At 69.1% G+C, this 12,345-nt stretch carries 13 protein-coding genes; 12 read left to right on the top strand and 1 reads right to left on the bottom strand.

The window, feature by feature from the left end:
* Positions 1-2 precede the first annotated feature (2 nt).
* From AB0M24_RS09325 to AB0M24_RS09270, 12 genes are read left to right on the top strand one after another with little or no spacing between them, the layout of a single operon-like run.
* Positions 3-1,130, top strand: a complete 1,128-nt coding sequence (locus AB0M24_RS09325; protein ID WP_363763236.1) for a nucleotide disphospho-sugar-binding domain-containing protein — start codon at positions 3-5, stop codon at positions 1,128-1,130.
* Positions 1,127-2,266 carry a DegT/DnrJ/EryC1/StrS family aminotransferase gene (locus tag AB0M24_RS09320; RefSeq protein ID WP_363763233.1) on the top strand — a complete coding sequence of 380 codons (1,140 nt, stop codon included), beginning with the start codon at positions 1,127-1,129 and terminating at the stop codon, positions 2,264-2,266. Before AB0M24_RS09325 ends, AB0M24_RS09320 begins: the two co-directional genes overlap by 4 nt.
* Complete coding sequence (locus tag AB0M24_RS09315; protein ID WP_363763230.1) at positions 2,256-2,720, top strand: PhzA/PhzB family protein; 465 nt, start codon at positions 2,256-2,258, stop codon at positions 2,718-2,720. Before AB0M24_RS09320 ends, AB0M24_RS09315 begins: the two co-directional genes overlap by 11 nt.
* Before the next feature lie 8 nt (positions 2,721-2,728).
* Positions 2,729-3,352, top strand: coding sequence for an isochorismatase family protein (locus AB0M24_RS09310; RefSeq protein ID WP_363763227.1), 624 nt, complete (start codon positions 2,729-2,731; stop codon positions 3,350-3,352).
* Positions 3,349-5,169, top strand: coding sequence for a chorismate-binding protein (locus tag AB0M24_RS09305; protein WP_363763224.1), 1,821 nt, complete (start codon positions 3,349-3,351; stop codon positions 5,167-5,169). Before AB0M24_RS09310 ends, AB0M24_RS09305 begins: the two co-directional genes overlap by 4 nt.
* A gap of 11 nt (positions 5,170-5,180) precedes the next feature.
* Positions 5,181-5,990, top strand: a complete 810-nt coding sequence (locus AB0M24_RS09300; RefSeq protein ID WP_363763221.1) for a PhzF family phenazine biosynthesis protein — start codon at positions 5,181-5,183, stop codon at positions 5,988-5,990.
* Entirely contained in the window at positions 5,983-6,609 is a 627-nt protein-coding gene (gene phzG, locus AB0M24_RS09295) for a phenazine biosynthesis FMN-dependent oxidase PhzG (RefSeq protein WP_363763218.1), read from the top strand. Before AB0M24_RS09300 ends, phzG begins: the two co-directional genes overlap by 8 nt.
* Complete coding sequence (locus AB0M24_RS09290; protein ID WP_363763215.1) at positions 6,606-7,049, top strand: PhzA/PhzB family protein; 444 nt, start codon at positions 6,606-6,608, stop codon at positions 7,047-7,049. Before phzG ends, AB0M24_RS09290 begins: the two co-directional genes overlap by 4 nt.
* A gap of 2 nt (positions 7,050-7,051) precedes the next feature.
* Entirely contained in the window at positions 7,052-8,044 is a 993-nt protein-coding gene (locus tag AB0M24_RS09285; RefSeq protein WP_363763212.1) for a methyltransferase, read from the top strand.
* Positions 8,041-9,015, top strand: a complete 975-nt coding sequence (locus tag AB0M24_RS09280; RefSeq protein WP_363763209.1) for a methyltransferase — start codon at positions 8,041-8,043, stop codon at positions 9,013-9,015. The genes AB0M24_RS09285 and AB0M24_RS09280 overlap by 4 nt, the downstream gene beginning before the upstream one ends.
* The gene (locus AB0M24_RS09275) at positions 9,012-10,106 is read left to right on the top strand and encodes an acyl-CoA dehydrogenase family protein (RefSeq protein ID WP_363763206.1); all 1,095 of its coding nucleotides are present in this window, start codon (positions 9,012-9,014) and stop codon (positions 10,104-10,106) included. The genes AB0M24_RS09280 and AB0M24_RS09275 overlap by 4 nt, the downstream gene beginning before the upstream one ends.
* Positions 10,107-10,156: 50 nt before the next feature.
* Positions 10,157-11,527, top strand: a complete 1,371-nt coding sequence (locus tag AB0M24_RS09270; protein ID WP_363763203.1) for an amidohydrolase family protein — start codon at positions 10,157-10,159, stop codon at positions 11,525-11,527.
* On the opposite strand, the gene AB0M24_RS09265 is transcribed toward AB0M24_RS09270, so the two are convergent.
* Positions 11,482-12,276, bottom strand: a complete 795-nt coding sequence (locus AB0M24_RS09265; RefSeq protein ID WP_363763200.1) for an SDR family oxidoreductase — start codon at positions 12,274-12,276, stop codon at positions 11,482-11,484. The two genes, AB0M24_RS09270 and AB0M24_RS09265, sit on opposite strands and share 46 nt — an antisense overlap.
* Positions 12,277-12,345 lie beyond the last annotated feature (69 nt).

Genomic DNA, 12,345 nt, shown 5'->3' with positions numbered 1-12,345 from the left:
ACATGCGAGTACTGGTCACCACGGTCGGACTGGTCGGGCACATCTTCCCGCTGGTCTCGATCGCGCACGCCCTGCGCGCCGCCGGCCACGAGGTGCTCTGGGCCACCCCGCAACCGGAGCTGGTCGCGAAGGCCGGGCTGTCCGCGTTCGACCCCGCTCCCGGCGTGAACCCGATGGAGATCATCCAGACGGTGCTGGCCAAGTACGGGCTCGGGTTCGAGATCAGCCGCGACGAGTACGCGAAGGAAGTCGAGATGGGCGGCGAGCTGCTGGCCCGACTCGGCGAGGTGACGATCGACCGGACCGTCGCGGTGGCGCGGAACTGGCGTCCTGATCTCGTCCTGTACGACGAACTGCAGCCCGCCGGCCCATTAGTCGCGAGCATGTTCGGCGTGCCCGCGGTCGAGCAGATTCTCAGCGTCTGCGGCTACCGGGAGATCCGCGACGGCATGCGCCAGCACCTCGACGAGGCGTACGACCGGCACGGAGTCGTTGGCGCGCCTTCGAAATCAGTACTGCTCGACACCCGGCCGCCCAGTATGCGACAGCAGGACTTCGACGGCTGGTCGATGCGGCTGGTGCCGTACAGCGGATCCAGCGTCCTGCCCGACTGGCTGCTCGAACCGCCAGCCCGGCCACGGGTCGCGGTCACGCTCGGCACCACCACTCCCGGTTTCATGGATCTGGGCGCCTTCCGAAACGTCATCGACGCGGCCGCTCAGGTGGACGCGGAGTTCGTGCTCGCCACCGGAGACGCGGACATCTCCGGGTTCGGCGCGCTGCCGGGCAACGTCCGGGCGGCGGGCTGGGTGCCGTTGCACGCGCTGCTGCAGACCTGCAGCTCGATGATCCACCACGTCGGCGGCGGTACCTCGCTGACCGGGCTCAGCACGGGCGTCACGCACCTCACGATGCCCATTAGCGCGGACTCGTGGCAGGTCTCCGAGCAGATCATCAAGCGCGGCCTGGGCGTGGAGGCCGGCGCTCCCGAAGAAGTGACCGCCGACATGATCCGCACGGTGCTGTTCGACCCGTCGATGCGCGCGGCCGCGGACGAGGTGAAGGCGGAGATCGCCGCCATGCCCAGTCCCGCGTCCATGGTGTCCCGGCTCGAAGGGCTGACCGCATGATCAACGTGTCGCAACCGTCGCTGGGTTTCGAGGAACTCGCCGCCGTGCAGGAAGTCTTCGCGAGCAACTGGATCGGCAAGGGCGCGCGGGTGGACGCGTTCGAGGCCGCGTTCGCCGAGCACATCGGCGTCGGCAGCGAGAACGTCGCCACGCTCAACTCGTGCACCGAGGCGTTGTTCCTGTCGATGCAACTGCTCGGCATCGGGCCGGGCGACGACGTCGTGCTCCCCACGCTGAGCTTCGTGGCCCAGGCCAACGCCATCGCGGCCCACGGCGCCCGCCCGGTGTTCTGCGACGTCGACCCGCGCACGCAGAACCCGACGCTGGACGACGTCAAGGCGGCCCTCACCCCGCGCACCAAAGCCGTGATGGTGCTGCACTTCGGCGGACTTCCCGGTGAAGTGCGGGAGATCGCCGAGTTCTGCCGCGCCAGGGGCATCTACCTCATCGAGGACAGCGCGAACTCCGTCGCCTCCCGTGTGGACGGTCAGGCCTGCGGGACGTTCGGCGACATCGGCGCGTGGAGCTTCGACTACGCCAAGATGGTCGTGGCGGTGGACGGCGGCATGATCTACGCCCGCGACCCCGCACTGATCGAACGCGCCCGCAGGATCTCGTTCTTCGGGCTGGAGCAGGAGAGCAACTCCTCCCAGGCCGAACGGCACGCGAACCGCTGGTGGGACATCGAGGTCGGCTCGTTCGGCCGGCGCACGATCATGAACGACGTGCACGCGGCCGTCGGCCACGTGCAGCTGGGCAAGCTACCGTCGTTCGTGGCGCACCGCAAGCTCGTCACCGAACGCTACAACGCGCTGCTGGCCGACGTTCCCGGCGTCGTGACCCCGCCGCCGCCACCGCCGGGGCACGAGAACTCGTACTACTTCTACTGGATCCAGCTGCCGGTGGGCCTCCGCGACCAGGTGGCCAAGGAGCTGTACGCGCGCAGCATCTACACGACCTACCGGTACACGCCGTTGCACCAGGTCAAGGCCTATGGCTCGGACGTGTCGCTGCCCAAGGCCGAACAAGCCGCCGAGTGCACGCTCAACCTGCCTATCCACCAGGCACTGACCGAGTCCGATGTGGACACCGTCGTGACAGCGCTGCGAGAGGTGATGGCCGCACATGTTCTCTGACGACAAGGACCTGCGCGCCCGCAACCGGGCCACCGTCGAGAAGTACCTGCGCACCAAGGGCCAGGACCGGCTGCGCAGGCACGAGCTGTTCGTCGAGCACGGCCGCGGCGGCCTGTGGACGAGCGACCGGCTGGAGCCGATCGAGACGGTCGGCCGCGACCGCCTGGGCGAGCACGCCAAGTGGTCGCTGGAGTGCTTCCCCGACTGGGAGTGGTACGACGTCCGGATCTTCGAGACGCAGGACCCGAACTACTTCTGGGCGGAGTGCGACGGCCACGGCAAGATCCTCTTTCCCGGCTACCCGGAAGGGTTCTACGAGAACCACTTCCTGCACTCGTTCGAGCTCTCCGACGGCATGATCGTGCGCCAGCGCGAGTTCATGAACCCGTTCCAGCAGCTGCGCGCGCTCGGCGTGCCCGTGCCCGAGATCCGCCGCGAAGGCATTCCCACCTAGGAGCCTCCATGCCCGGCATCCCTCCGATCGTCGGCTATCCCCTGCCTTCCAGCGCAGACCTGCCGTCGTCGATTCCACAGTGGACCGCGGATCCGGCACGCGCCGTGCTGCTGGTGCACGACATGCAACGGTTCTTCCTCGCGCCTTTGCCCCAGCCGATGCGGGACGAACTGGTCGCGGCCGCCACCACGTTGTTGCGCGAGTGCCGGGAACTGGGAGTGCAGGTCGCCTACACCGCGCAGCCCGGCAGCATGACCGACGAGCAACGCGGTCTGCTCAAGGACATCTGGGGTCCCGGCATGCGCGCCACCCCGCAGGACCGCGAGATCGTGCCCGAGCTCGCGCCTGCCGACGGCGACTGGCTGCTCACGAAGTGGCGGTACAGCGCGTTCGTGCGGACCGACCTGCTCGACCGGTGCCGCGCGGCCGGGCGCGACCAGCTGGTGCTGTGCGGCGTCTACGCGCACGTCGGTGTGCTGGCGACGGCGATCGACGCCTACAGCAACGACATCCAGCCGTTCTTCGTCGCCGACGCGACCGCCGACTTCACCGAGGGCCACCACCTGATGGCGCTCGAGTACGCGGCCGGCCGGTGCGCGGTGGTCACCACAGCGAAGGAGCTGTTCACATGACGTTGTTCGACGCGGGCCCGTTCGCGTTGCTGTACCGGCCGGAGACGAACCCGGACGTCGTCGAGGTGCTGACCGGCCCGGTGACCGAACACTCCTCGCTCGGCGATCTGCCCGTTCAGGGTGACGTGCTGGTCCTCGTCCCGTACCGGCAGCTCGCGGAACGCGGGTTCGCCTGCCACGACGACGGAACCCCGCTCGTCGCGCTCACCGTCGAGAACACTTCCAGGTTGTCGCTCACCGAAGCGCTCGCGTTGATCCCGGACGTGCCGACGCCGATCTCGGGCGGGCGGTTCGACCTGGACGACGAGGCGTACGCGGCTGTCGTGCGTCGCGTGATCGAGCAGAACATCGGTACCGGCGACGGCGCGAACTTCGTGCTGAAGCGGTCTTTCACCGCGGACATCGGCGACTACGGCCCCGGCAGCGCGCCCACGTTGTTCCGCCGGCTGCTCACCGCGGAGAAGGGCGCCTACTGGACGTTCCTGGTGCACACCGGCTCACGGACGCTCGTCGGCGCGTCACCGGAACGGCATGTCAGCCTTCGGGACGGCACGGTCGTGATGAACCCGATCAGCGGCACCTACCGCTACCCGCCGGGCGGCCCGACCCTGCGCGGGGTGCTGGAGTTCCTGGAGGACCGCAAGGAGACCGACGAGCTCTACATGGTCCTCGACGAGGAACTGAAGATGATGGCCCGCGTCTGCGAGCACGGCGGACGCGTGATCGGCCCGCGGCTCAAGGAGATGGCGCGAGTCGCGCACACCGAGTACCTCATCGAGGGCCGCAGCTCCCGGGACGTGCGGGAGATCCTGCGCGAGACGATGTTCGCGCCCACGGTGACCGGCAGCCCGCTGGAGAGCGCCTGCCGCGCCATCCGCGACCACGAGCCCGTCGGCCGCGGCTACTACAGCGGCGCGGTGGCGTTGATCGGCTCAGGCGGGACGACGCTGGACTCGGCGATCGTCATCCGCACGGCGGACATCTCCCCGTCCGGCCGCGTGCGCATCGACGTCGGCGCCACGATCGTGCGGCACTCCGACCCCGCCGCGGAGGCCGCCGAGACCCGCGCCAAAGCGTCCGCGCTGGTGGGGGCGCTGGAATCGGACGTCCGGCTCGGCGCTCATCCGGGCGTCCGGTCAGCGCTGGCCCGCCGCAACGACACCATCGCGGACTTCTGGCTCGCCGACACTTCTGCGCGTGCCGATCCGCTGGCGGGGCTGGAGGGCCGGGAGGTGCTGGTGATCGACGTCGAGGACGACTTCACCGCCATGATCGGCCATCAGCTGAGGTCGCTCGGTCTGCGAGTGACGGTGCGCGGTCACGTTTCGGATCCCGACGACACCGGTTACGACGTGGTGGTGCTCGGCCCTGGTCCCGGTGACCCCAGCGATCTCGCGCACCCCCGGATCCGCTTCCTGCACGACCGGATCGCGCGGTTCCTCGCCGAGTCGCGGCCGTTCCTCGCGGTGTGCCTGAGCCACCAGGTGCTCTGCCTGCGGCTCGGGCTCGACCTGCGCCGCCGCGGCCGGCCGAACCAGGGTGTGCAGGCCAAGATCGACCTCTTCGGCACGCCCGCCCAGGTCGGTTTCTACAACTCCTTCGCCGCGGTGTCCCCGCTTGATGAGTACACAGTGGACGGTGTCGGCCGGGTCGAGGTCAGCCGTGACCCGGACACCGGCGAGGTGCACGCGCTGCGCGGATCCCGTTTCGCCTCCGTGCAGTTCCACCCCGAGTCCGTGCTGACGGTCGACGGCCCCCGGCTGGCCGGCGCCGCGCTTTTGAGGCTGCTGGGCTGTCCCGCCGCCGTCGCCGCCTAGGGAGGTTTCTGGTGCACCACTACGTCGTGGCGGACGCGTTCGCCTCCCAACCCTTGCACGGCAATCCGGTCGCGGTGTTCCTCGACGCCGACGATCTCGATTCTGGCCAGATGCAACGCATCGCGCGTGAGATGAACCTCTCCGAGACCACGTTCGTGTTGCGCCCCAAGCAGGGCGGTGACTTTCACGTGCGGATCTTCACGCCGGTCAACGAGCTGCCGTTCGCCGGGCATCCGTTGCTCGGCACCGCGGTCGTGCTCGGACACGGCTCGTTGCGGCTGGAGACCGCGATGGGCGTCATCCCGTTCTCGGTGGACGCCGGGTACGCCACGATGCGCCAGCCCGTGCCGACCTGGCAGCCGTTCTCGCGGACTGGCGCGCTGCTCGACGCGCTCGGAGTGCCCGAGCCGCCGTTTCCCGTGGAGATCTACCACAACGGGCCTCGGCACGTGCTGGTCGGGCTGGAGAGCTTGGACGCCTTGTCCAAAGTGGATCCGGATCATCGGGCACTCGCTCGGTTCGAGGATCTGGCGGTCAACTGCATCGCGGGGGCGGGGACGCGTTGGCGCAACAGGATGTTCTCGCCTGCCTACGGGGTGGTGGAGGACGCCGCTACCGGGTCGGCGGCGGGGCCGATCGCGATCCACGTGGCTCGGCATGCTGGGGCGCCGCACGGGGTGTGGGTGGACATCGAGCAGGGGGTGGAGATCGGACGGCACGCGTTGATGCGGGCCAGGATCGGACTCGAAGCCGAGCAGGTCGTGTCAGTGGAAGTCGGCGGGCACGCAGTGGTCGTGGCCGAGGGAGTTCTCCATGTCTAGGTCCGAGTCGTTGACCGGCGACATCTCAGTCTCCTTCCCCGAGTACCTCGGTCCTCCCGCCGATCCGTTCGACCTCCTCACCTCCTGGCTGGCCACCGCCGAAGCCAACGGCGTGCGCGAGCCGAAAGCCCTCGCCCTCGCCACTGCCGACGCACGCGGACGCACCTCGTCCCGGATCGTCGTGCTGAGCCGGATCACCGAGTCCGGCCTGGTGTTCGCCACCCACCACGACAGTCAAAAGGGCCGCGAGCTCACGGCGAACCCGTGGGCGTCCGGGGTTCTGTACTGGCGCGAAACCAGCCAGCAGATCACCGTCGCCGGCCCCACCCACCGGCTGCCCGACGCCGAGGCCGACGCGATGTGGGCGAAAAGGCCACCGTTCACCCACGCCATGACCACGGCGTCCCGGCAAAGCCACCCGTTGCCGGACATCGAAGCCCTGCGCCACAAAGCCCGCAAGCTCGGCACCGAACCACTACCGCGCCCCGAGAACTACGTCGGCTACGCGCTACACCCAGCAGTGATCGAGTTCTGGGCGAACGGCACCGACCGGCTGCACGAACGACTCCGCTACGACCGCGACGACACCGGCTGGCACTTCAGGAGGCTGCAACCATGAACCGCAACAGGCACGCGGTCGAGCAGTACCTGCGCACCGAACCCGAGGCACGTCTCCGCCGCTACCTGCTCTACACCGAGGACGGCACGGCTTCGCTGGTCAACACCGACATCGGCAGGCCAATCATGGTCAAAGGCCGGGAGAACCTGAAGCGCCACAACGAACTCTCGCTGCAGGTGCTGCCTGACTGGCGGTGGTACGACATCGAGATCCACGAGACGCCCGGCACCATCTGGGTGGAGTGCGACGGCGAGGGCACGATCCGGTTCCCGGACTACCCGGAAGGCCACTACCGCAACCACTTCGTGCACGGGTTCACCGTCGTCGACGGGCTCATCGCACACAGCAGGGAGTACACGAACCCGCTCGAGCACATGCGCGCGCTCGGCATCGAGACCCCGCGCATCAAGCGCGACTTCATCCCCGCGGAGCAGGAGTGACCATGGACGCTTCCCGTGCGGCGCTCGACCTCGTCACGGCGGCGTGGCGAGCCCAGGTCGTGCACACCGCGGCCGTACTGCAACTGCCGGATCTCGTCGCGGCCGGACATCGAACCAGCACCGAGCTCGCCACACCGACCGGGGTCGACGCTTCAACGCTCCGCAGGCTGTTGCGTGTGCTGGCACTGCTCGGCCTGTTCGAAGGCGATGACACCGACGGGTACACCGTCACCGCGCTCGGCGAGCAGCTCCAGGACCGGCCGGGGTCGTTGCGCGACACGTGCCTGCTCTACGGCGAGGAGTTCCACCAAGCCTGGGGCCACGCGGCCGAGTCGTTCCGCACCGGCATCCCCGGTTTCGAACTCGCCTTCAAAGCCACCCTGACGGATCACCTGAAGCACACACCCGACGCGGCAACCCGATTCCAGAAGGGCTTGCGCGCCAGCAGCTTCTTCTTCGACGCCGTACCGGACCTGATCGACTTCGGTGCGAGAGTGGTCGACATCGGCGGTGGTAGCGGACAGTTGCTGTCCACCGTTCTCCGAGCAACCCCGCACGCCCGAGGCACGTACGTCGACCTGGAGCACATGCTTCCGGTGGCGCGCGAGCACTTCGCCGCGACGATAGGAACCGAAAGGGTCGACCTGGTCGCGCTCGACATGTTCACCGGCACGCTGCCCGAAGCCGACACCTATGTGCTGTCCAGGGTTCTCGGTGACTGGTCCGACGACGACTGCGTGCGGCTGCTGCACAACGTCCGCCGCGCCATGCCGCCCGAAGCACGTCTGCTGATCATCGAACGGGTCGTGCACGACGGGCCGGATCTGCTCGCGCCGTTGTGGGATCTGCACCTGTTCGTCGTCAACGGCGGCACCCAGCGCGAGTACCGCACCTACGTCGACCTCGCCGCCCGGTCCGGGTTCGCGATCAAGGACACCGTCGCCCTGCCCATGGAGAACTCCGCCCTCGTGCTCGTCCCGGAGGAACGACCATGAACCTGCTGGTGGAACACGCGCTCGGCTACCTGTACTCCTCGGCGTTGAACACGGCCGCCCGCCTCAAGATCGCCGACCATCTCCACGACGGTCCCCGCACAGCCGACGAACTCGCCGCTACCACCGGGGCAAGCAGTCCGCACCTGTACCGGTTGCTGCGCTTCCTGGCCACACGCGGTGTTTTCCGCGAGCAGGAAGGACAGTTCCACCTGACCGAGCTGGCCGAACCGCTGCGCGCGGACTCACCGAAGTCGTTGCGGGACTTCATCCTCGTCCTCGGCGAGCAGATCTTCCGAGACCCGGCCGCACACCTCCACGACACAGTCCACTCCGGACTGCCCGCGTTCGAGCAGATCTTCGGGGCGCCGTTCTACCAGCACCCCGAGGTGACCGGCTCCGCGTTCAACGAGGGCATGGCGGCGTTCTCCCAACTGGTCAGCAACGACGTCACCAGCACCTACGAGTTCCCCGCCGGCGCCACGATCGTCGACGTCGGCGGCGGCCGAGGCGGGCTGCTGCGCACGGTTCTGCGCAAGCACGAGCACCTCACCGGTGTCCTGTTCGACCTGCCCGGCGTCGTCGACCACCACGTCCTCGACGAACCGGACCTCGCCGGACGCTGGCGGGTGGAGAGCGGCGACTTCTTCGAGTCGGTGCCGGAGAAAGGCGATGTCTACGTCCTCAAGCACGTCTTCGCGAGCTGGCCGGACACCGACTGCCTGCGCCTGCTCGCCGCCTGCCGCAAGGCGATTCCCGCACACGGCCGGATCCTGGTGATCAACGGCGTCATCCCTCCAGGCAACGAACCGCACCCCGGCAAGACCATCGACATCCTGATGATGAGTCTGCTGCACGGCAAAGAACGCACCCTGCCCGAGTACGAGGCATTGCTGAACGAGGCGGGTTTCACCGTCTCCAGCGTGATTCCCGTGTCTCCCGCCGCCACCATCATCGAAGGAGTTCCCGCATGACGCTCGACGACGCACTCACCCTCGTCGCGGACCGGCGCGCCGAGTTCACCGCGCTGCGCGACATGCCGCGCGACGTGATGGAGGCGTTCCGGAAAGCCGGGGTCTACCGCGCCGCGACACCGGCGATGTTCGGCGGCGACGCGTTGCCGCCAAAAGACTTCCTGCGCATGGTCGAGCGGTTCGCCGAGGTGGACGGGTCCGCCGGCTGGATGGCGAGCATCGAGGTCGCCAAGATCTACCTGACCGCGCTGCCGCTGGAGATCCAGGCGAAGCTGTACTCGGCCGGTCCCGACGTCGTGTTCGCGGGCGCGCTCTTCCCGGTGCAGCCGGCCGAACGCGTACCGGGCGGCTTCAAGGTCACCGGCCAGTGGCGCTACGCCAGCGGCTGCACCAGCGCGGACGTCCTCGCCGTCGGCATCGATCCCGGCGACGGCGGCAGGCCGCGGCTGGCCGTGCTGCCCACCGGGGACGCCGAGATCGTCGACAACTGGGACGTCCTCGGCATGGAGGGCACCGGAAGCCACGACCTGCGGGTGGACGGTGTCGTCGTGCCCGAGGAGTGGACCTTCGAACGCGGCGGCCGCCCGAACGTGGACGAGCCGGTCTTCCGCTACCCCGCCGTCCCCTACGCGGCCCAGGCGCTCGCGGCGGTCAACCTGGGAATCGCCAGGGCCGCGCTCGACCACGTGATCCACGTCGGCGCGGACCGCAGCGGCCTCACCGGCGTGTCCCGGCTCGCCGACCGGCCCTACGCCCGCATCGCGGTCGGCAAGGCCGAAGCCGCACTGCGCTCGGCGCGCGCCTACTTCTACGAGGTCACCGAGGAGGTGTACTCGTCCGGCACCCCGGCGACACCCCACGACCGCAGCGCCATCCGGCTGGCCGCCGCGCACGCGGCCGCGGTCGGCTTCGACGTCGTGCGCACCGCCTACGGCCTCGCGGACATCACGGCGATCAGCAACGGCCATCCCCTGCAGCGGCACCTGCGGGACGCCTCGGTAGTGCCGCACCACGCCCTGCTGACGGAGGGCGTCTACGACGGCGCGGGAGCGGTTCTGATGGGCGCGCAGCCGTTCCCCGGCTACGTCTGAGAACGGAACGAAGCTGGAGCTCCACGCGCGGTTGCCGATACCGTCCGCGCGTGGAGAAACGACTGTTCGCGCTGACGCTGGCACTGGTCCTCGGGGTGGCGTTCCTGGTGAGCCCCATCAGGCAGGAAGCTGGTTCGGCGGGCGGGAAGACGCTGATCCGCAACGCCTCCATGGTGCTCACGATGGACCCGGCGCTGGGCACGCTGGAGGACGCCGACGTGCTGATCGACGGCGATCACATCGCCGCGGTCGGCCGCGGGCTGTCCGCACGGGGCGCGGGAGTGGTCGACGGGCGCGGCAAGATCGTCCTGCCGGGCTTCGTCGACCTGCACACGCACCTGTGGCAGTCGCTGATCCGCGGTTGCGCGACGGACAAGGAGCTCAACGGCTGGCTCGGCGGCTGCGTGCTGCCGTTGCAGGGCTCGTCGGTGAGCGGCGCCGACGCCTACGCGGGCGCACGACTGTCCACTCTGGACGCCATCTCCACCGGCGTGACGACCGTGACGGACTGGTCCCACGCCTTCAACGCGGACTTCGCGCGCGGCAACCTCAAGGCGCTGACGGACTCGAAGCAGCGGTTCGTGTTCGCGTTCATGGCGGGCACCGACTCGTGGATCGCCCCGGAGGTCCGGCGGATCAAGAAGGACGTGATCGACCGCACCCCGTTGGCGCACCTGCAGATCGGCACGCACCCGGCGAGCTGGAACGTGGCGGGCGTCGAGGCGTCGCAGAAGCTCGCCGACGAGCTGGGTGTGCCGTTGAACGTGCACCTGCTGGAGTCCAAAGCGGACCCCGCGACCGACCAGATGGGCGTGCTGCGCCGCGCGGGCGCACTCAAGCCCGGACTGCTCGCGAACCACGTGGTGCACGCGACGGACGCGGAGCTGGACGAGTTGGCGGCACACGACGTTCGCATCGCGCACAACCCGCTTTCCAACATGCGTCTGGCTTCCGGCATCGCGCCGGTGCCGAGCATGAAGGCGCGCAACCTGAAGGTCGGCCTCGGTCTCGACGGCGGCACGAACGACACGTCCGACATGTTCAACAACATGCGCGCCGCAGTGGGCTTGCAACGCGCGCAGTCCACGGACCCGTCCCGCTACCCGACGCCCGCGGACGTGCTGCGGATGGCGACGCTCGGCGGCGCGGAGGCGTTGGGGCTGGAGAAGGAGATCGGCTCGCTGACCCCCGGCAAGAAGGCGGATCTGCAGGTCGTCGACGCTCAGGCGCTCAACTTCGCGCCCAAGGTCGACTGGGTCAGCCAGCTCGTCTTCAACACGCAGCCGGTGAACGTGCGGTGGGTGTTCGTCAACGGCGTGGCGCTGAAGAAGGACGGCAGGCTCGTGGGCGACACCGACCGCGTGGTCGCCGACGCTCAGGCAGCCGCGGACCGGCTCCGGGCGATCTTGCCGTCGAAGTAGCGGTTCAGCAGCGGCGCCAGCAGCGAACCGAACCGCGCCAGCAGCTTCATGCTCAGGTCAGGGCAGATGAGGAACCGCCGCTTCTCGATGCCCGTCACGATCGCCTGGGCCACCACCGCGGGCGGCAGCGGCTTGACCGTCCCGCTGATGGCGAACGTCTCGGCGGGCTTCCAGCGGTTCTCCTCGGCCAGCTGAGGCGTGTCCACGTCCGGCGGAAACACCACGCCCACGTGGACCCCGTGCGGCCGCAGCTCCGCCCGCAACGACTCCATCAGCCCGCGCACCGCGAACTTCGCCGGCCCGTACGCGCTGTACCCGTAGATCCCGAGCAGCGCCGTCGCCGACGACACCGCCACCACGCTGCCCGCACGGCGCGCCACCATCCCCGGCACCACCGCCCGCACGACGTTGAGCGTGCCGAAGTAGTCGACCTCGATCATCTCCCGGAACGTCTCGTCCGGCAGCTCCAGGAACCGACCAGGCCGGGCCACCCCCGCGCAGCTGACCAGCACGTCGCACGGTCCCAGCTCGGCCAGCGCCTTCCCGAGCCCCACGACGTCCGTCACGTCGACCGCCCGGAAGTCGACCTGGGCCCCGGTGGCGCGCAGCTCCTCCGCCGCGGTCTCCAGCCGGTACCTGCCCCTGGCCAGCAACGACAGTCGTGCTCCGCGAGCCGCCAGGAGACGTGCGGTCTCCAGCCCGATGCCGCTGGACCCGCCGGTGATGATCACGTGCTTGCCGTTGAACATCGACACAGCCTGGCCGGGGCCCCGGCCGCGAGTCCAGTCCCCGGCTTGTCACATTTGCGGCCGATGCAG

This window comes from Lentzea sp. NPDC051838 (assembly GCF_040681245.1).
In the GTDB taxonomy this organism is placed as follows: domain Bacteria; phylum Actinomycetota; class Actinomycetes; order Mycobacteriales; family Pseudonocardiaceae; genus Lentzea.
Note: the sequence above shows the minus strand (reverse complement) of the source record. Positions and strands in the feature narration are given on the sequence as shown.